This window comes from Bradyrhizobium sp. A11, from assembly GCF_042077125.1.
GTDB classification, from domain to species: Bacteria; Pseudomonadota; Alphaproteobacteria; order Rhizobiales; family Xanthobacteraceae; genus Bradyrhizobium; species Bradyrhizobium japonicum_B.
Genome location: NZ_CP149509.1, coordinates 3,492,862 through 3,510,225 on the forward strand (window position 1 = coordinate 3,492,862; position 17,364 = coordinate 3,510,225).

The following is a 17,364-nucleotide window of genomic DNA, read 5'->3' on the forward strand; positions in this document are numbered from 1 at the left end:
GATCCATCGTCCGTTGCGCTGCCGCTCGACCCGGCACCCTGACATGCCACCGTCTCGCTTTGTCGCGGCATTCAGGAAAACGGTTCGGTTCAGGCTTGGCGAAGGACGATATTTTTCATAATGGCATGCTAGATGAACAGCCAGCCCCAAACCGGGGCGGCTGAAGTGGGTCCCGTAGCTCAACTGGATAGAGCATCAGATTTCTACTCTGAGGGTTGCAGGTTCGAATCCTGCCGGGATCGCCAGCTCGTTGCCAGATCAACCGCTGTTCACGAACGCGTGGGTAACCATCCTCCGGCCTTTGCACCGGGCCGATCACTCCTATCTATGCGCCGGGCAAGAATGCGCCCGACAGGTTTCTTGATGCAGCAATCCGAATTAACGAGAATGGCGATCGCATCTGCGGTGGCGATCGCCGCGATGTCGTATCTGGCAGTCGACGCAGGCTTGGTGAACACCAACGTGGTTACGAAGCCGATCAAGGTGGCTCAGGCGTCCATCTTTGGCGCCGGGATGGGCCATCATCACCTGGCCTTCGCGGTTCAGGAGTGGTCGCGCCGCGGCCACGAGAAGCCGCAACTCGAGCATTGCCTGGCGCTCGACTGATCGAGGCGCCCTCCTGGGCTTGTCGGCTAGACATTCATTCTTCGCCGGCGCGCGCCGACTGATGGTCCCGCCACCACCGCGCGATGGCCACGGTGAGATCGCCCCACACCTCCGTCGGCAAATCCGAGACCGCCACCCGGACGCTGTACCGGTCCGTGGTCGCGTCGTGAAACCACTCGGTCGCGGCGAAATCGAAGCCGAAGCTGCCGGCATGGCGGATCGGGAAGCCTTCTGCGCGCAGGTTCTTGCTCATGTCCTCGGCGGCCTGCCTTGCGCTCGCCTCGTCGAAGGGACGCCTGGCCCGGAGGGTGACGTAGAGACCGTGGGCGAAATGAAGCTCGGCCGAGAGCTCCGGGAGCTTCGCAGCAAAATGGCGCGCCATGCTGCGGCCGTTGCGCAGGATCGCCGCAACACGCCGCTGCGTAAGGTCCCAATAGGCCGCGCTGCCGACAAAGGGCGGGAAGTGCGCCGGCAACGCCGCGCCGCCGAGAAGTCGCACCGCGTTGCGCGTTTCGCAGGCTAGACGCGCCCAGGGATGCTCCGTCCGTGGCTCATTGCCGTCCACGAAAACCGCGGAGCCGAGGCGGCCATATTCCGCCCCGAGCGAATCGAGCTTGTTATGGCTGCGCACCAGCACCAGCGGAATATCGTATTGCCGGGCCCACCTCCGGACGCGACGGATCCGGCCCGACCTGCCCGCAAAGCAGGTCGTGTCGCAGATCAGGAGATCGAGACCGGAACCCTTGCAACGTAGCACCGCCTCGAAAGCGCCCGCGACGGAGCAGGAATCCAACAGAAGAATCCGCGGCGAATTCGTCCGAGGAAGCGCATCGCCCAGTGGCAGTTCTAGCGCCACCAGCCGCAAATGAGGGACAAAGCCCCGGATCAGCTCCAGCGTCTCGCCGTACGAGCCCGGAAGCACCAGAATATCGGCCTTCTCGACGATCTGCGCGGAGGCCAGCAGCACGGCGGAGATCGCGGCCATGCCGGACGCGGTGTAGATCGCCGTGCTCGCGCGGCTGCAATCGAGCTCATAGAAGGAAGGACCGCGCACCGTCAGATCGGCCCGCTGGTAATCGTAGCTGAATTCGAAAGGTCCGCTGACGGGATCGGCCGTGTGCGACCAGGCCGTCTCCGTCGCCTTCCATTCGTGCAGCTCGTGCTCCGCCCTCAGCGCCGCCGTGAGCTGGAATTTGGCGCTGATGACCTCGTCGACCGATCGCGGACGCGACAAATCAAGCCGATGCCTCAGGCAGTCGTTCAACAGCCCGAGTTCCCTGTGCTTGCGTTCCAGATAGGCCTGAATGGTCTCCATGCGCCTCTTGGCGGATCCAATCGGATCTCAACGTGCTGAAACCGCCTTGGGTCCAACGCGCGCCGGTGCAACGAACGTCGATGTTCGCAGTTGAGACCTCAGCAAGGAGGACCACATGGCTGACATCAGAGAGCACATGAAGATCATCGGCAAGGACGGCGCCCATGTCGGCACCGTCGACCGCGTCGAAGGCAACCGGATCAAGCTGACGCGAAAGGACAGCCCGGAAGGCCACAAGGACCATCACCATTACATCGACACCAAATATGTCGGTGCCGTCGAGGGCGATGTCGTCAAGCTTTCGGTGAATGCCGACGCGGTCCCGAAGTCGGAAGCCGCCTAAACCTCAAGCCCCTTCGGGGGCTTTTTGTTTGTTCACGGTCCGACTCCGCTCCGTTCCCGCAGCACGAATCGCAACCGGAAAAATCAGCGCGGCGCATTTCTTAATGCCGCGTTTCATCCAACCCGCTCGTTCACGCATTCAACGTCACCGGCGTCCGGCCGCAAGGAACGGATGTCCCTCGTTGAACGCGGCGCAGCGGGCTTCCCTCGCGCATCCAATCACGGCCAACAAATCTGATGTGGTCGGGCGGAACGAGACCGCGACCGGCGCGTTGATGGCAGGAAATCAAGTGGTGCCGATCTGCCAGCCCCGATCGGCTTTGAAGGGCCCCGTGCTTGTCCCCCCGAGCACGGGGCTTTCTCATGCAGATCGAGCGCCGACCGACCTCGTCCAGCCCTGCCAATTTCGCTGGAAATGTCTTCAGTCCGCCCGCTCGTCGCGCCGGTCGCGCGCGAGTTCATGCCAGGCCAAAGCGAGTTGGATCAGGCGTTGCCGGTCGGCGCCTTCCGACGCCGCGGCCCGCTTCATTGCGGCCTCGGCCTCACGCTGTGGATCGTACCTGGTACACATGCGGCCGACCCTAGCTCGCCATCTGGACCAGCGCATGGCAATTTCGTCCGTATGATTGCGGGGTGACGCCGGTCCGCGGCGCCATTGCAAGCGCTGATTGCGAAGCCATGAGGCTGGGATTCATTCCGACGATCTGTGAACGGCATCACAGTCTTGGCCCGGCGTCTCGGCTAATAATGTCTCGACGCTTCCAGGAGCGCGAAGGCATCGATGGTGTTTTCCGTCATGACACAAGACGCAGCAGCCTCAGCCAACGTCCGGACGCGGCGACAAAGGGGCGACCTGCTCGGCATCGCCTATCTCGGGACCATCGGCATCGTGATGCTGGCCTGGATCGCCGGCCTGGTCTGGGGCGCAATGGCGTTCTTCAACTGGCTCGTCGCTTGACGCAACGCGAGCGGGCCTTTGCTAGAACAGGCAGTCCAGCGCCTGCCCAAGCTTGATCCCACCGCAAACGATCATGGCCCAAAGCGCCAAGCTGATCTGGATTGCATCCAGCATGTCCCCGTCCCCGCGAATCATCCCGACAATTTTCTTTGAGACTTGCGTGAGGCGGCAACGAGCGCCAGCGCCTATTGGATGCAATTGCCGGGCGCACACGAAAAAGGCGGGCCGTGGGCCCGCCTCTTTGCCTCGATCCGGTTAGGGCAGCTCAATAGCAGGCGCGGGGATCGGCCTGAACATATTGGCCGCTCGGATAGCGGTAGTAGCAATTGCCCTGTGCCCAGTAATAGCCAGGCTGGGAAGCGGCGGCGGCGCCGGTAATGGCGCCGGTTGCGCCGCCGAGGACCGCGCCGGCGGCAGCGCCCGTTGCGTTGCCCGAGATCAGCCCGCCCAGCAAGCCGCCGACGATGGCGCCGCCAAGCGCGCTGGCGCCGGGATCAGCCGGTGGCGGAGGCGGCGGTGGCGGGGCATAGGCGACCGGAGGCGGCGGCGGAGCATAGGCTACCGGCACGTCGTCGTAGTACTCCTCGGAAATGTAGGCGGGCGGACCGGCCATGCGCTGCGGATAATAATACCGGACGCCGCCAACATCCCACCACCAGCCGGAGCGGCCGTTGTGAACCTCGTGGCGCCAGCGCCCGCCCTCCCAGGCGTGGTGGCCGCGATACGCATGTCCGCCCCAGTCACGCGCCGGAGCCGGCCCGCGGTCGACATGGCGTCCCGGCGGCGGGCCGCCGGCCGCGCGCGGTCCCGGGATCGCATGGGGCTGACCGCCGGACTGCGGCGCGGGCCGCGCCGCCTGCTGCGGGCCTTTGCGCGCGTCCGACTTGTTCGGAGGCGGCGCCCCGGCGGCGGGGCCGGCCGGAGGCTGGCCGGCGTCCCTCGATGGCCTGGCGTCCTGGGCCTGCGCAGGCAGCGCCAGCAAAGACATGGCCGAAACCAAGGGAATGACGATCTTCATGCGGCTGGACGCACTCATGCGTGCTTGACCCCCTGCTCTTTCGATTGCTCTCGCAATTGCCGTGGTGCCTGGCGCGATCGACGATTCGGAGCGCGCCGGGCTTGATGCCGGCTGATATAGCTGACCTGCTTTGGTCGGCGAAGTCCCGTTACAAATCATTAAGATGACGGCAATTTTTCGGCCCCAACGGGCGGCGAAGAGCCCCGCTGGAAGCTTCTAGCGGGCCGGCTCGATCACGTTGCAATTGCTTCGCCCGGACATCAGGCAGTCCTGCATCTTGCTGGCCGCGGTGAGGTCCCGGGCGAGCCACCAGCCGATCGCGAGGATCGCGATCGCAATGACCAGGCCGGCGATCGCGCCGCGGCGGTTGTTGCCGGATGGAGGTTTCGGTCTGGATTTCGGCTTCTCGCCCGGATCGGGCTTGGAGGTGGACATGGCTACCTGGTCGCGTGGGCAGGCCGGCTTATCACCTCTGCGACGTCCCGTCACATCGTGGTGGGCCGCTTGCGCGGCTCCAGAGGCTCAGCCCCGGGTCGCGCTGGCCGCCTCCTTGCGCAAGGTTTCGACCGCCGGGATCGCCCGCGGTGCACAAGTCGTGAGCACGAAGGCGGTCTGCGTGCATTCCCAGTCGGTGCCCAGAACGGCGCTCTCGATGGGCTGCGGCCGCGCGAGCAGCAGCACGGCACCAGCCAAGGCTGCCATGGCGAACGCAATTGAGAGCGTCTTCAGGGTTAATCTCGAGATCGGCATACCCGTGCTCCGTATCGCGGCGGACGCTAGGCGTCGCCCTCGTGATCCCTTATGAGGGACATCACAATTCGGCAGTTTTTCGGGGCTACGAGGGATCGTCGGGGGATGGCGATTTTCGTCGACCTGATCGGCTGCGATTATAGGTGGCTTCGCGACGCGCAGCGATGTACACGCTTCTGTGTCGCGCGGCGCCTGCTATGCCCAGCCGACGTACCAACAGGCAGTGATGTAGGATCGAAAGCGAGGAAGACAAGGCTCGTCGATGAGTGGATTCAGGGAACCCGGCTTCACAGACCGGCAAAAGGCGGCGCAGGAAGCCCGCAAAAATCTTTTGAACAAATTCAAATCCCAACCGGGGCCTGATGATCCCGCGGTGGCGGCGAAGCGCGCCGAGCGTGAAGCACTCGCGGCCAAGCGCGCCGAGGCGAAGGCTGCGCGCGAGGCCGAAAAGGCCGAGAAGAAGCGTCTGGAGGAAGAGGCCAAGGCCGCCGAAGCTGCGCGGCTCGCGCGCGAGGCCCAGGAAGCTGCCGAAAAGGCCGCGGCTCTCGAAGCCGAGCAGAAGGCCAAGCGCGACGCGCGTTACGCCGCCCGCAAGGCCAAGCGCAAGTAAACAAGCGCAAGTCATTTGACGCGTGACCTTCGCAGGTCACGTTCAGTTCAAATTGAGGCAAGACATGATTTGGGGCGGTCCAGCCGACCGCCCCAAACGTTCGAGCGCGCGTTTGCTTATGCCAAACGCCTCGATCGCGAACGGGCGACGATCAGTTCTTCTTCATCATCCCGTCGTCTTTCTTCATGCCGTCCTTCGACATGTGATCCTTCTTCATGCCGTCGTCCTTGGACATGGTGTCCTTTTTCATCATGCCGTCCTTGGACATCGTGTCCTTCTTCATCATGCCGTCATCCTTGCCCATCTTGTCCTGGGCAAAAGCGGCCGGCGACAGCGCAAGGCCGAGCGAGAGAGCGGCAGCCGAGACGCCGAGCGCGATGCGGGTGCGAATGGTCATGGATCATCTTCCCTTCGAGGTCATGTTTGTCAGCGACACATGCGCCGCTATTCAAGCTCAACGGATGGAAGGCCTGCGTTGTTACGCGGCTGCCGATAAATTTCAGCGAGCCCGCCTGCGATCCGTCGTTTCAGAGCAACCGGATGTGTGCAGCGCAGCACAGCCGGCACTTGCGGCGGCGTTCCATCTCGAACTATCAGTTGAGAGGATATCGGGTGAAAGACCGGCTAGGATGGGCCTACGCACCGGTCACACATGACCCGCCAATCACGCCAGCAAGAAACCTTCAAACAAGAATCATTCAAAGAAGCGTTCCAGGGGATCACACCATGCTCACGCGCCGCCATCTGATTGCGACCGCCGTCGCCGCACCCGCCATCCTCCGCTTCGGCACCGGCACCGCCCAGGCCGCGACCACGCTGAAGATCTCGCATCAATTCCCGGGCGGCACCATCGACAAGGGCGATTTCCGCGACCGGCTCTGCCGCATGTTCGCCGCCGAAGTGGCCAAGCGCAGCAACGGCGACATCGCGGCCGAGATCTATCCGAATTCCTCGCTGATCAAGACCAACGCTCAGTTCTCGGCAATGCGCAAGGGCGCGCTCGACATCAGTCTCTATCCGATGCCCTATGCCGGCGGCGAGGTGCCGGAGACCAATATCGGCCTGATGCCGGGCCTCGTGACCACCTACGACCAGGGCCTGCGCTGGAAGAAGGAGCCGGTCGGCAAGGCGCTGACGGACTTCCTCGCCGACAAGGGCATCATTCTGCTGACCTGGGTCTGGCAGGCTGGTGGCGTCGCCAGCCGTTCCAAGGCGATCGTCGCGCCGGAAGACGCCAAGGGCCTGAAGGTGCGCGGCGGCTCGCGCGAGATGGACATGGTGCTCCAGACCGCCGGCGCCTCGGTGCTGTCGGTGCCGTCGAACGAAATCTACGCGGCGATGCAGACCGGCGCCTGCGATGCCGGCATCACCTCCTCGACCAGCCTGATCTCCTTCCGCCTCGAAGAAGTGGCGAAGTCCCTGACATCGGGCGCTGGCGCCTCCTATTGGTTCATGCTCGAGCCTTTGATGATGTCGAAGGCGATCTTCGACAAGCTGCCCAAGAACCATCAGGACATCCTGCTCGCCGTCGGAACCGAACTCGAAGCGTTCGGGCGCAAGGGTGCGCAGGATGACGACATCGAGGTCGCCAAGGTCTACGAAAAGGCCGGCGCCAAGGTCTCGGCGCTCGATGCCGCGACCGTCGGCAAGTGGCGCGACATCGCGCGCGACACCGCCTGGAAGGACTACAGCGCCAAGACCGCGACCTGTGCAAACCTGCTCAAGCTTGCCAACGACGTCGCTGCATGAGCCACGGTCCGCTTCCGGATCGTGACGACACGGCCAACGCTGTCGCAAGGACGGGCCTTGCGGCAGCGGTCGATCGCGGTCTTGCCATCCTCAATACCGTCATCGTGGTGTTCGCGGCGATCGCGCTGGTCGCCGCTTGCGCGATCCTGAGCTACAGCGTGCTCAGCCGCGCGCTGTACAAGGCCGCCAATTATTGGCAGGACGAGGCTGCGGTGTTCCTCTTGGTCGGCGCGACCTTCATGACCGCCGCCTATGTACAGCAGCACCGCGGCCACATCGGCATCGAGGCCTTCGTCGGCCTGTTGTCGCCGTTCGCCAACAAAGTCCGGCTCTGGCTGGTCGACCTTGCCACGTTCCTGTTCTGCGCCTTCTTCACCTGGAAGTCCTGGACGCTGGCCCATGAGGCCTATGTCGACGGCCAGGTCTCGAACTCGATGTGGTCGCCGCCGCTCGCCATTCCCTACACGCTGATGGCGCTCGGCATGAGCCTGCTCTGCATCCAGATCCTCGTGCAGCTTGCGCTGCCCTTCACCGGAGCCAAGCGTTCATGAGCGTGTTCGGTATCGGCGTGGCTTACGGCGTTGCGACGCTGCTGGTGATGTTCTCGGGAATGCCGATCGCGTTCGCGCTCGGCGCGGTCGCGGTCGTGTTCATGGGCATTTACATGCCCTCGGCCTCTCTCGATACGGTGACGCAGAACGTCTACGAGGAAATGGCCTCGATCACGCTCCTGTCGATCCCGCTCTTCATCCTGAAGGGCGCAGCGATCGGCAAGTCGCGCGCCGGCCAGGATCTCTATTCGGCCTTGCATGCCTGGCTGCACCGCGTGCCCGGCGGTCTCGGCGTCGCCAACGTGTTCGCCTGCGCGTTGTTCGCGGCGATGGCGGGCTCCTCGCCCGCGACCTGCTCGGCGATCGGCTCGGCCGGCATTCCCGAGATGCGCAAGCGCGGCTATTCCGGCGGCTTTGCGGCCGGCATCATTGCCGCCGGCGGCACGCTCGGCATCCTGCTGCCGCCCTCGATCACCATGATCCTGTTCGCGGTCGCGGCTGAAAAGTCGCTGGGACGGCTGTTTCTCGCCGGCATCGGGCCGGGGTTGCTGCTGGTCTTGCTCTTCGGCCTCTATGCCGTGTTCCGTTTCCGTCGGGAATATGCGGCAGCCGAAGCGATCTACAAGAACGGCGGCCCGGAAGCTCCGATCCTCGCCCGCGACGAATACACGCTGGCCGAACGCTTCAGCGTGCTGCCGCGCGTGATTCCCTTCGTGCTGCTGCTCACCGGCGTGATGATCGCGCTCTATGGCGGCTACGCCACGCCGTCGGAAACCGCAGGGCTTGGCGGCCTCTTGGCACTAGCGCTGATCGCGGCGATCTACAGCGTGTGGCGGCCGAGCGATCTCGCCCCGATCATGAGATCGACGATCCGGGAATCGACCATGCTGATGATGATCATCGGCATGTCGCTGCTCTATTCCTACGTGATGAGCTATCTGCACATCTCGCAGTCGGTCGCCGAATCCATCGTCGCGATGCACCTGCCGCGCTGGGAGCTGCTGTTCGCGATCCTGGTCATGGTTGTCGTGCTCGGCTTCTTCCTGCCTCCGGTCTCAATTATTCTCATGACCGCGCCGATCATCCTGCCGCCGCTCCGCGCCGCCAATTTCGACATCATCTGGTTCGGCGTGGTCATGACCATCGTGATGGAGATGGGGCTGATCCATCCACCGGTCGGCCTCAACATCTTCGTCATCCGCAACGTCGCGCCGGACATCCCGCTGCGCGAGGTGATCTGGGGCACCCTGCCCTTCGTGCTCTTGATGATGCTCGCAGTGCTGCTGCTGTGCCTCGTGCCGGAGATCTCGACCGGCCTGCCGGATCTGGTGATGGGACCGGACGGAAGCAGATAGCGCTGCCGTAGGGTGGGCAAAGCGCAGCGTGCCCACCTCCTACCAATGATCGCGGAAAGATCGTGGGCACGCGCTACGCGCCTTTGCCCACCCTACGAAGCTAAGTCGCCGCCCGCTTCTTCTTCGCGTTCAGGGCCGAGGCCACGCGGCTCACCGGCGGCTTACCTAGCACACCGGCCATCGCGTTCGTCGCCGCCAGCAGCTTGTCCATGTCGACACCCGTCCTGACGCCCATGCCCTCCAGCATGTAGACGACGTCCTCGGTCGCGACGTTTCCGGTCGCGCCTGGCGCATAGGGACAGCCGCCGAGGCCGCCCGCAGCGCTGTCGATGACGCGGACGCCCTCCTCCAAGCCGGCATAGAGATTGGCAAGCGCCTGGCCGTAGGTGTCGTGGAAATGCATTGCGAGCCTGGCTGCGGGAATGTTGGCGGCAACCGCGCGCAGCATCTCCTTGGCCCTGGTCGGCGTGCCGACGCCGATCGTGTCCCCGAGCGAGATCTCGTAGCAGCCGAGCTCCCATAGCGTGCTGGCGAGATCGGCGACCGCCTTCGGCTTGATCTCACCGTCGAACGGGCAGCCCAGCACGCAGGAGATATAGCCCCGAACCGGGACGCCATCGTTCTTGGCGCGCGCCAACACCGGCTTGAAGCGCTCGATCGACTCCGCGACCGTGCAATTGATGTTGGCGCGCGAGAAGCCCTCCGAGGCTGCGGCAAACACCGAGACGACCCTCGCGCCGGCGGCGCGGGCGGCGTCGTAGCCCTTCTCGTTCGGGACCAGAACGTGGAATTCGGCGCCGGTCACATGGGCAACGCCGCGCAGCACGGCGTCGGAGCTTGCCATCTGCGGGATCGCCTTGGGCGAGACGAAGGCGCCGACCTCGACCGTATCGAGGCCGGCCGCGACCAGCGCCTCAATGAAGGCGATGCGGGCCTCGACACTGACCGGAATCTTCTCGTTCTGAAGCCCGTCGCGCGGCCCCATTTCGATGATGCGGACGGAATCGCTCATGTCACTCTCCCGCAGGCTCGACCACGGCGAGCTCGACGCCCTCCTGCACGATGTCGCCGACCTTGCACTTGATCGACTTCAGAACGCCGGCATAGGGCGCGCGCAGCGTCTGCTCCATCTTCATCACTTCCAGCGTGAGGATCGGTGCGCCCTTGTCGAGCTTGGCGCCCTCCTCGGCCAGCACGGCAACGACCGTCCCCGGCAACGGGGCGGCGATCTTGTCCTCGCCGACATGCTCCTCGCTCTCGCCGCCGAACGGATCGACCCAGTGCAGATCGAAGCGGCCGTTGCGCGTGCGCAAATACAGCTCGTGGCCGTCGATCACGGCCGCGACATGCGATTTCACGCCGTCGAGCGTCAGATCGAAGCCGCCGTCCCGTGGCGCAATCGCGAACGCCAGCTCGCGATCGCCGAGCACCAGCGTCGATGGCCCGCTGCCGTAGTTCAGGATGATCTTCTGCTCCGGCCCGTGCCCGACGCGGAAGGCAAAGCTGCGCTGCCTGCGGCCGACCGGCTGCCAGCCGAAGGTTTGCCAGGGCGAATTCGCCTCCGCCATCCGTCGCTCGCCGTTGACGATCGCAGCGACCGCCGCGCACAGCTCGAGCTCGCCCGGCGCCGGCGCGGCCTGTGTCAGCACAGCCAGTTCGCGCTCGATGAAACCGGTGTCGATCGCATTGGTCCGTACCTTCGGATGCGTCATCAGCGCCGACAGGAACGGAATGTTCGTGACGATGCCACGAACGTCGGACTCTTCCAGGCCGCGGTTCAGCCGCTCGACCGCGACATCCCGCGTCGGCGCCCATGCGATCATTTTGGCCAGCATGGCGTCATAATACGGCGAGACCATATCGCCTTCGCGGTAGCCGGCATCGATCCGCAAGCCGCCGGTTTCCTCCGGCAGGCGCCACGTCGAGATCCTGCCGACCGAGGGCATGAAATTCTTGGTCGGGTTCTCAGCATAGACGCGCGCCTCGACGGCATGGCCATTGAGCCGGATCTCGTCCTGCTTCAGCGGCAGCGCTTCGCCGAAGGCGACGCGGAGCTGCCACTCGACAAGGTCGATTCCGGTGATCAGCTCGGTCACGGGATGCTCGACCTGGAGGCGCGTGTTCATCTCGATGAAGAACACGTCCTTGCCGTCGGAGACGAACTCGATGGTGCCGGCGCCGACATAGTTTACAGCGCCGGCTGCCTTTCGCGCGGCGGCGCAGACCGTCTCGCGCTGCGCGGCGTTGAGCGTCGGCGACGGCGCCTCCTCGATCACCTTCTGGTGCCGGCGCTGCAGCGTGCATTCGCGCTCGAACAGCGAGAGCAGATTGCCGTGGCTGTCGCCGATCACCTGCACTTCGATATGCCGGGGATTGTCGACATATTTTTCGATCAGCATGCGATCGTCACCGAACGCGGCCTTGGCCTCGCGCTTGGCGCTGACGATCGCAGGTCCAAGCTCGTCCGCCGAGCGCACGATACGCATGCCGCGGCCGCCGCCGCCGGCGGAGGCCTTCACCAGGATGGGAAAGCCGACCTTCTCGGCCGCCTTCGCCAGCGTCGCATCGTCCTGGGCCTCGCCGTGATAGCCGGGCACCAGAGGCACGCCGGCCTTTTCCATCAGCGCCTTCGAGCCTGATTTCGAGCCCATCGCATTCATCATGTCGGCGGTCGGGCCGACGAAGACCAGGCCTGCATCATAGCAGGCCTGCGCGAACTCGGCATTCTCCGACAGGAAGCCGTAGCCGGGGTGCACGGCCTCGGCGCCGGTCTTGCGCGCGGCCTCGATCAGGCGCTCGACATTGAGATAGCTGTCGCGGGCGCGCGCGGGCCCGAGCAGCACGGCTTCGTCAGCGAGCGCGACATGCATCGCGTCGCGGTCGGCCTCGGAATAGACCGCGACGGTGCGCAGGCCCATGGCGCGCGCGGTGCGGATGACGCGGCAGGCGATCTCGCCGCGATTGGCGATCAGGAGGGTGCGAAAACGCCGGTAGAGCTTTGAGCGGTCCATCGCATCACATCCTGAACAGGCCGAATTTCGTCGGTTCGATCGGTGCATTCGATGCGGCCGAGAGGCCAAGGCCGAGCACGAGGCGGGTGTCGGCCGGGTCGATCACGCCGTCGTCCCACAGGCGCGCCGTCGCGTAGTACGGGTGCCCCTGGCTCTCATATTGCGCGCGGATCGGCTCGCGGAACTTGTCTTCCTCTTCCTTCGACCAGCTGTCGCCCTTGGCCTCGATATTGTCGCGGCGGACCTGGCTCAGCACCATCGAAGCCTGCTCGCCGCCCATCACCGAGATGCGCGCGTTCGGCCACATCCAGAGGAAGCGCGGCGAGTAGGCGCGGCCGCACATGCCGTAATTGCCGGCGCCGTAGGAACCACCGATAACAACGGTAAATTTCGGCACCGAGGCGGTCGCAACCGCCGTCACCAGCTTGGCGCCGTCGCGCGCGATGCCGCCGGCCTCGTATTTCTTGCCGACCATGAAGCCGGTGATGTTCTGCAAAAACACCAGCGGAATGCCGCGCTGGCAGCACAGCTCGATGAAATGCGCCCCCTTCAGCGAGCTTTCGCTGAACAGGATGCCGTTGTTGGCGATGATGCCGACCGGATAGCCCCAGATATGGGCGAAGCCGCACACCAGCGTCGTGCCATAGAGTTTCTTGAACTCGTCGAACTCGGAGCCGTCGACCACGCGCGCTATGATGTCGCGCACGTCGAACGGCTTGCGGCCGTCGACCGGGACCACGCCGTAGATCTCCTCCGCCGGGAACAGCGGATCGCGCGGCTTATGCATGTTCAGGTTCGGTCGCGCGGTAGGCTTCAGCGTGCCGACGATGCGCCGGGCGATGCCGATCGCATGGGCGTCGTTCTGGGCATAGTGATCGGTGACGCCCGACTGGCGCGAATGCACGTCGGCGCCGCCGAGCTCCTCGGCACTGACCACCTCGCCGGTCGCGGCCTTCACCAGCGGCGGGCCGCCGAGGAAGATGGTGCCCTGGTTGCGCACGATGATGCTCTCGTCCGACATCGCCGGCACATAGGCGCCGCCGGCGGTGCAGGAGCCCATCACGATCGCGATCTGCGGAATGCCTTGCGAGGACATCTGCGCCTGATTGTAGAAGATGCGGCCGAAATGCCGTTCGTCGGGAAAAATCTCGTCCTGCAGCGGCAGGAAGGCGCCGCCGGAATCGACCATGTAGACGCAGGGAAGATTGTTCTGCCGCGCGATGTCCTGGGCGCGCAGGTGCTTCTTCACGGTCATGGGATAATATGTGCCGCCCTTGATGGTGGCGTCGTTGGCGACGATGACGCATTCACGCCCGGCAACGCGTCCTACTCCGGTCACGACACTCGCCGAATGCACGTCCCCGCCGTAGAGTCCGTAGGCCGCGAGCGGCGACAGCTCCAGGAACGACGTGCCGGGATCAACCAGCAGGTCGACGCGCTGGCGCGCCAGCATCTTGCCGCGCGCGGTGTGGCGGTTGCGCGAGACCTCGCCGCCGCCGCCGGCGACTTGGGCAAGCTTCTCGCGCAAATCCGCAACGAGGGTGCGCATCGCCTCGGCATTGCGCGCGAAATCTGACAAAGACGGATCGATGCTGGAATGAAGCGGCATTTTGATTCCAATGGGTGAAAGACTTAAGCCGTCTCGGCCATCAGCTCGCGGCCGATCAGCATGCGGCGGACTTCGGACGTCCCCGCGCCGATCTCGTAGAGTTTCGCGTCGCGCCAGAGGCGCCCCACGGGGAATTCGCTGGTGTAGCCGACGCCGCCCAGCGCCTGGATCGCCTCGCCGGCCATCCACGTCGCCTTCTCCGCGGAATAGAGGATCGCGGCCGCCGCGTCCTTGCGCAAGGTACGCGCGTGGTCGGCGCGGTCGCAAGCCTTCCCCACGGCATAGACATACGCGCGCGTGGCCTGCCAGGTCGAATACATGTCGGCGAGCTTGCCCTGCATCAGCTGGAAGTCACCGATCGGCTGACCAAACTGCTTGCGCTCGTGCATGTAGGGCACCACCGCGTCCATGCAGGCGGCCATGATGCCGAGCGGGCCGCCGGACAGCACCGCGCGCTCATAGTCGAGGCCGGACATCAGCACCTTGACGCCCTCGCCGACCTTGCCCATCACGTTCTCCTCCGGCACCTCGCATTCGTCGAAGAACAAGGGATAGGTGTTGGAGCCACGCATGCCGAGCTTGTCGAGATGCTGGCCGTGGCTGAAGCCCTTGAAGCCCTTCTCGATCAGGAAGGCGGTCATGCCGCGCGGGCCGGCCTCCGGATCGGTCTTGGCGTAGACCACCAGCACGTCGGCATCGCCGCCATTGGTGATCCACATCTTGGAGCCGTTGAGCACGTAGCGGTCGCCGCGCTTGTCGGCGCGCAGCTTCATCGAGACCACGTCGGAGCCGGCCCCGGGCTCGGACATCGCGAGCGCGCCGACATATTCGCCGGAGATCAGCTTCGGCAGATAGCGCTGGCGCTGCGCGTCGTTGCCGTTGCGACGGATCTGGTTGACGCAGAGGTTGGAATGGGCGCCATAGGACAGCCCGACCGCAGCCGAGCCGCGCGAAATCTCCTCCATGGCGACGACGTGGGCGAGATAACCCATGTTGGAGCCGCCATATTGCTCCGGCGCGGTCATGCCGAGCAGGCCGAGGTCGCCAAAGCGCTTCCACAGGTCCGCCGGAAACAGGTTGGCCTTCTCGATCTCGGCGGCGCGGGGGGTGATCTCCGCCTCCACGAAGGCGCGCAACGTGTCGCGCAGCATCGTGATGTCTTCGCCCAGGTCGAAATCGATGCTCGGAATGTTCAAAGCGATTCCTCCGTGTTTTGGGCACCGAACCTAGCGGGGTCAGGGCCCTCTTGCGGTCGAAAAGGTTGCATTTTCCGCCAAACTTGGCGAGGATTTTCCTCATGCCCTTCCAAGCCGCAACTGCGGTCCCGCGCCGCGCCGTCACTCCGGCCGCCTTCGTTCGCGGCGTGGTTGCCGCCTATGCGCGTTACCGACTGGACCCGGCTGAAGCGTTGCAGCGGGCTCAGATAGCGCCAGACCTTGTCAATTCTCCGGACGGGCGGATCACGGCCATCCAGTTCGAGGCCCTGGCGGGCCATGCCATGCGCGAGCTCGACGACGAGGCGCTCGGCTGGTTCTCGCGGCGCCTGCCCTTCGGCACCTACGGCATGCTGTGCCGCGCTTCGATCACGGCGCCGACGCTGGAGGTCGCGCTCAAGCGCTGGTGCCGGCATCACCGCCTGCTCACCGAGGACGTGCTGCTCGATCTCGAGGTCGGCGAGGAAACCGCGGAGGTCTCGATCCGGGAGCTGCGCAATCTCGGCGATTTGCGCGAATTCTGCCTGGTCACGCTGCTCCGCTACGTGCTCGGCTTCTCCTGCTGGGCCGTCGATTCCAGGATCGCGCTGCGCGCGGCCGAATTCCCGCACGCTGAGCCCGGCCATGTCTCGGTCTATCCGACCATCTTTTGCCGGAACATCCGCTTCGATGCCGATCGCGCCCGCATCGTGTTCGACAAGCATTATCTGTCGCTGCCGCTGACGCGCAGCGCCGTCGATCTCGACAACATGCTCAAGGGCGCGCTCAGGCTGACCGTGCTGCCCTATCGGCGCGACCGGCTGCTGGTCGAGCGGGTCCGCCGCGTGCTGCGCAATGCGCGCGGGCGCAGCCTCGGCGCCGAGGACGTCGCGAGCGAGCTTGCGCTCTCCACCCGCACCATGCATCGCCGCCTGCGCGAGGAGGCCACCTCGCTGCGCGACCTCAAGGAAGAGGCGAAGTTCGAGCTGGCAAAACAGGAACTGATGCGGGGCCGCACGCCGATCAAGCGGATCGCGGAGATCGCCGGATTCCGCAACGAGAAGAGCTTCTCCCGCGCGTTCCGCACCTGGACCGGCGCGAGCCCCCGCGAGTTTCGCGGCCGGTATCGCTAAGAAGACGCTGCCGCAACGTCCTGCAGCGGCAGCGGCACGTCCTTGGCAACGCCCAGCACAGGGAAGCTGCGGACGTTCTTCACGTCGGGCATGGCCGCGAAATGCAGCAGTTGCTGGCGCATGCTCTCGACGCTCGGCGCCACGCATTTCAGGAGATAGTCGGTATCGCCGGAAATCCGCCAGCACTGCTGGATGCGCGGGATCGCGGCGATCGAGCTCTCGAACGCCTCCAGCACCGGCTGCGCCTGGCTGCCGAGCTGGATTGAGACGAACGAGACCACCTCATAGCCGAGCCGCCGCTCGTCGAGCACGGCCCGCACCGCCCGGATCACGCCGCGGCTGAACAGTGATTTGAGCCGCCGCAGGCAGTTCGGCGCGGATACCCCGACGCGCAGCGCCAGCTCGTTGTTGCGCACCCGTCCGTCCTGCTGCAGCTCGGAGAGTATCTTCAAATCGACGCTGTCGAGCTGGTCCCGCCCGGCCATCCCCTAACCTCGCCATGGTCGTGTCATGCGAACCAGCGAAGCACGCGGCGGAAGGGGTGCCAAGGGGCTGGAGCTGCGCATGGCACCCCCGAGTACAAGCAGAATACCTCTCAGCGTCATGGCCAGGCTTGCCCTCGCCATCTTCATTTTTTCATCGGCCCCAAAACGTTCATGCCCGGGACAAGCCCGGGCATGAGGAATTCAGCGTGCGCGGAGGCAAGTGGTCAGTGCGTCCAGGGCTCGCCGCGGCGGAACGAGAAATTGTCGGCATAGGCAACCGGGCGCCGCACCGATTCCTTCGGCTCGATGACCTGGTAGGCGATGCCCTTGCGCTCGCAATAGGCGACCGCCTCCTCCTTGCTGTGGAAGCGCAGCGTGATCTGCTGCTTCATGTCGCCCGACGAGGTCCAGCCCATCAACGGCTCGACCGCGCGCGGCTGCTCCGGCTCATAGTCAAGCTGCCATTCCTTGGTCTTGGACCGGCCGGATTGCATCGCGTTCTTGGCGGGCTTGAAAATGCGTGCGGTCATGGGTGGTCCGGGCCTCGTTTTTCGTCTTTCGTTCATTTCGATGCGTCAGGGTGGCAGTTGGTGCAAACCTCAGGGATAGTATAGAGAAAACCGGTTGGGAACTGCTTGGTGATTCCGGCCCCCGTGGCCCCTGCGACGGTATAGTCATT

At 64.9% G+C, this 17,364-nt stretch carries 19 protein-coding genes and 1 tRNA gene; 9 read left to right on the forward strand and 11 right to left on the reverse strand.

The genetic code is table 11. The features are described 5' to 3' along the window. Positions 1–168 precede the first annotated feature (168 nt). Positions 169–245 (forward strand) — tRNA-Arg (locus WI560_RS16085). 142 nt (positions 246–387) lie between these two features. Beyond that, the gene (locus WI560_RS16090; protein WP_245269415.1) at positions 388–606 is read left to right on the forward strand and encodes a hypothetical protein; all 219 of its coding nucleotides are present in this window, start codon (positions 388–390) and stop codon (positions 604–606) included. 34 nt (positions 607–640) lie between these two features. Here WI560_RS16090 and WI560_RS16095 read toward each other — a convergent pair whose 3' ends face one another. Then, on the reverse strand, positions 641–1,921 hold the full coding sequence (locus tag WI560_RS16095) for a hypothetical protein (RefSeq protein WP_375304000.1): 1,281 nt from the start codon (positions 1,919–1,921) through the stop codon (positions 641–643). Positions 1,922–2,036: 115 nt separating this feature from the next. Between WI560_RS16095 and WI560_RS16100 the strand changes: the two genes are divergently transcribed. Then, positions 2,037–2,264: a DUF2171 domain-containing protein gene (locus WI560_RS16100; RefSeq protein ID WP_028136547.1), complete on the forward strand. Its 228-nt coding sequence runs from the start codon at positions 2,037–2,039 to the stop codon at positions 2,262–2,264. A 795-nt stretch (positions 2,265–3,059) separates the two neighbouring features. Continuing rightward, entirely contained in the window at positions 3,060–3,221 is a 162-nt protein-coding gene (locus WI560_RS16105) for a hypothetical protein (protein ID WP_028136548.1), read from the forward strand. 265 nt (positions 3,222–3,486) lie between these two features. Here the strand turns inward: WI560_RS16105 and WI560_RS16110 are convergent, their stop codons facing one another. The 3 genes from WI560_RS16110 to WI560_RS16120 all read right to left on the reverse strand — a co-directional run bounded on the left by WI560_RS16110 (position 3,487) and on the right by WI560_RS16120 (position 4,989). Beyond that, on the reverse strand, positions 3,487–4,257 hold the full coding sequence (locus WI560_RS16110) for a hypothetical protein (protein WP_375304001.1): 771 nt from the start codon (positions 4,255–4,257) through the stop codon (positions 3,487–3,489). Positions 4,258–4,455: 198 nt separating this feature from the next. Continuing rightward, positions 4,456–4,674: a DUF2273 domain-containing protein gene (locus WI560_RS16115; protein ID WP_375304002.1), complete on the reverse strand. Its 219-nt coding sequence runs from the start codon at positions 4,672–4,674 to the stop codon at positions 4,456–4,458. Positions 4,675–4,761: 87 nt separating this feature from the next. Beyond that, positions 4,762–4,989: a hypothetical protein gene (locus WI560_RS16120; RefSeq protein WP_375304003.1), complete on the reverse strand. Its 228-nt coding sequence runs from the start codon at positions 4,987–4,989 to the stop codon at positions 4,762–4,764. A gap of 262 nt (positions 4,990–5,251) precedes the next feature. On the opposite strand from WI560_RS16120, the gene WI560_RS16125 reads away from it, so the two are divergent. After that, the gene (locus WI560_RS16125) at positions 5,252–5,599 is read left to right on the forward strand and encodes a DUF6481 family protein (RefSeq protein WP_028136552.1); all 348 of its coding nucleotides are present in this window, start codon (positions 5,252–5,254) and stop codon (positions 5,597–5,599) included. A gap of 151 nt (positions 5,600–5,750) precedes the next feature. Here WI560_RS16125 and WI560_RS16130 read toward each other — a convergent pair whose 3' ends face one another. Next, positions 5,751–5,996, reverse strand: a complete 246-nt coding sequence (locus WI560_RS16130; RefSeq protein ID WP_028136553.1) for a pentapeptide MXKDX repeat protein — start codon at positions 5,994–5,996, stop codon at positions 5,751–5,753. A gap of 329 nt (positions 5,997–6,325) precedes the next feature. On the opposite strand from WI560_RS16130, the gene dctP reads away from it, so the two are divergent. From dctP to WI560_RS16145, 3 genes are read left to right on the forward strand one after another with little or no spacing between them, the layout of a single operon-like run. Then, a complete protein-coding gene (gene dctP, locus WI560_RS16135; RefSeq protein WP_375304004.1) occupies positions 6,326–7,348 on the forward strand; it encodes a TRAP transporter substrate-binding protein DctP in 1,023 nt (340 codons plus the stop codon). After that, positions 7,345–7,899 carry a TRAP transporter small permease gene (locus WI560_RS16140; protein WP_375304005.1) on the forward strand — a complete coding sequence of 185 codons (555 nt, stop codon included), beginning with the start codon at positions 7,345–7,347 and terminating at the stop codon, positions 7,897–7,899. Before dctP ends, WI560_RS16140 begins: the two co-directional genes overlap by 4 nt. Beyond that, positions 7,896–9,254 carry a TRAP transporter large permease gene (locus tag WI560_RS16145; protein WP_257179633.1) on the forward strand — a complete coding sequence of 453 codons (1,359 nt, stop codon included), beginning with the start codon at positions 7,896–7,898 and terminating at the stop codon, positions 9,252–9,254. The genes WI560_RS16140 and WI560_RS16145 overlap by 4 nt, the downstream gene beginning before the upstream one ends. A gap of 100 nt (positions 9,255–9,354) precedes the next feature. On the opposite strand, the gene WI560_RS16150 is transcribed toward WI560_RS16145, so the two are convergent. From WI560_RS16150 to WI560_RS16165, 4 genes are read right to left on the reverse strand one after another with little or no spacing between them, the layout of a single operon-like run. Beyond that, a complete protein-coding gene (locus tag WI560_RS16150; protein WP_375304006.1) occupies positions 9,355–10,266 on the reverse strand; it encodes a hydroxymethylglutaryl-CoA lyase in 912 nt (303 codons plus the stop codon). A gap of 1 nt (position 10,267) precedes the next feature. Continuing rightward, on the reverse strand, positions 10,268–12,265 hold the full coding sequence (locus tag WI560_RS16155) for an acetyl/propionyl/methylcrotonyl-CoA carboxylase subunit alpha (RefSeq protein ID WP_375304007.1): 1,998 nt from the start codon (positions 12,263–12,265) through the stop codon (positions 10,268–10,270). A 4-nt stretch (positions 12,266–12,269) separates the two neighbouring features. Continuing rightward, on the reverse strand, positions 12,270–13,874 hold the full coding sequence (locus WI560_RS16160) for a carboxyl transferase domain-containing protein (protein WP_375304008.1): 1,605 nt from the start codon (positions 13,872–13,874) through the stop codon (positions 12,270–12,272). 23 nt (positions 13,875–13,897) lie between these two features. Then, positions 13,898–15,070 carry an isovaleryl-CoA dehydrogenase gene (locus tag WI560_RS16165; protein ID WP_257179629.1) on the reverse strand — a complete coding sequence of 391 codons (1,173 nt, stop codon included), beginning with the start codon at positions 15,068–15,070 and terminating at the stop codon, positions 13,898–13,900. Between the two features lie 101 nt (positions 15,071–15,171). Between WI560_RS16165 and WI560_RS16170 the strand changes: the two genes are divergently transcribed. Then, positions 15,172–16,200 (forward strand): AraC family transcriptional regulator, encoded by a 1,029-nt coding sequence (locus WI560_RS16170; protein ID WP_375304009.1) that lies wholly within the window; start codon positions 15,172–15,174, stop codon positions 16,198–16,200. Here the strand turns inward: WI560_RS16170 and WI560_RS16175 are convergent. Together WI560_RS16175 and WI560_RS16180 are read right to left on the reverse strand one after the other, a co-directional pair. Beyond that, complete coding sequence (locus WI560_RS16175) at positions 16,197–16,685, reverse strand: Lrp/AsnC family transcriptional regulator (RefSeq protein WP_028136562.1); 489 nt, start codon at positions 16,683–16,685, stop codon at positions 16,197–16,199. The genes WI560_RS16170 and WI560_RS16175 overlap by 4 nt on opposite strands. Before the next feature lie 224 nt (positions 16,686–16,909). Beyond that, positions 16,910–17,215: an ETC complex I subunit gene (locus WI560_RS16180; RefSeq protein WP_028136563.1), complete on the reverse strand. Its 306-nt coding sequence runs from the start codon at positions 17,213–17,215 to the stop codon at positions 16,910–16,912. Positions 17,216–17,364: the final 149 nt, after the last annotated feature.

What these genes read in the sequence shown, in the direction of transcription:
- WI560_RS16090 (WP_245269415.1), top strand. Translation starts at nt 388, where the DNA reads ATGGCGATCGCATCTGCGGTGGCGATCGCCGCGATGTCGTATCTGGCA.
- WI560_RS16095 (WP_375304000.1), bottom strand. Translation starts at nt 1,921, where the DNA reads ATGGAGACCATTCAGGCCTATCTGGAACGCAAGCACAGGGAACTCGGG.
- WI560_RS16100 (WP_028136547.1), top strand. Translation starts at nt 2,037, where the DNA reads ATGGCTGACATCAGAGAGCACATGAAGATCATCGGCAAGGACGGCGCC.
- WI560_RS16105 (WP_028136548.1), top strand. Translation starts at nt 3,060, where the DNA reads ATGACACAAGACGCAGCAGCCTCAGCCAACGTCCGGACGCGGCGACAA.
- WI560_RS16110 (WP_375304001.1), bottom strand. Translation starts at nt 4,257, where the DNA reads ATGAGTGCGTCCAGCCGCATGAAGATCGTCATTCCCTTGGTTTCGGCC.
- WI560_RS16115 (WP_375304002.1), bottom strand. Translation starts at nt 4,674, where the DNA reads ATGTCCACCTCCAAGCCCGATCCGGGCGAGAAGCCGAAATCCAGACCG.
- WI560_RS16120 (WP_375304003.1), bottom strand. Translation starts at nt 4,989, where the DNA reads ATGCCGATCTCGAGATTAACCCTGAAGACGCTCTCAATTGCGTTCGCC.
- WI560_RS16125 (WP_028136552.1), top strand. Translation starts at nt 5,252, where the DNA reads ATGAGTGGATTCAGGGAACCCGGCTTCACAGACCGGCAAAAGGCGGCG.
- WI560_RS16130 (WP_028136553.1), bottom strand. Translation starts at nt 5,996, where the DNA reads ATGACCATTCGCACCCGCATCGCGCTCGGCGTCTCGGCTGCCGCTCTC.
- dctP (WP_375304004.1), top strand. Translation starts at nt 6,326, where the DNA reads ATGCTCACGCGCCGCCATCTGATTGCGACCGCCGTCGCCGCACCCGCC.
- WI560_RS16140 (WP_375304005.1), top strand. Translation starts at nt 7,345, where the DNA reads ATGAGCCACGGTCCGCTTCCGGATCGTGACGACACGGCCAACGCTGTC.
- WI560_RS16145 (WP_257179633.1), top strand. Translation starts at nt 7,896, where the DNA reads ATGAGCGTGTTCGGTATCGGCGTGGCTTACGGCGTTGCGACGCTGCTG.
- WI560_RS16150 (WP_375304006.1), bottom strand. Translation starts at nt 10,266, where the DNA reads ATGAGCGATTCCGTCCGCATCATCGAAATGGGGCCGCGCGACGGGCTT.
- WI560_RS16155 (WP_375304007.1), bottom strand. Translation starts at nt 12,265, where the DNA reads ATGGACCGCTCAAAGCTCTACCGGCGTTTTCGCACCCTCCTGATCGCC.
- WI560_RS16160 (WP_375304008.1), bottom strand. Translation starts at nt 13,874, where the DNA reads ATGCCGCTTCATTCCAGCATCGATCCGTCTTTGTCAGATTTCGCGCGC.
- WI560_RS16170 (WP_375304009.1), top strand. Translation starts at nt 15,172, where the DNA reads ATGCCCTTCCAAGCCGCAACTGCGGTCCCGCGCCGCGCCGTCACTCCG.
- WI560_RS16175 (WP_028136562.1), bottom strand. Translation starts at nt 16,685, where the DNA reads ATGGCCGGGCGGGACCAGCTCGACAGCGTCGATTTGAAGATACTCTCC.
- WI560_RS16180 (WP_028136563.1), bottom strand. Translation starts at nt 17,215, where the DNA reads ATGACCGCACGCATTTTCAAGCCCGCCAAGAACGCGATGCAATCCGGC.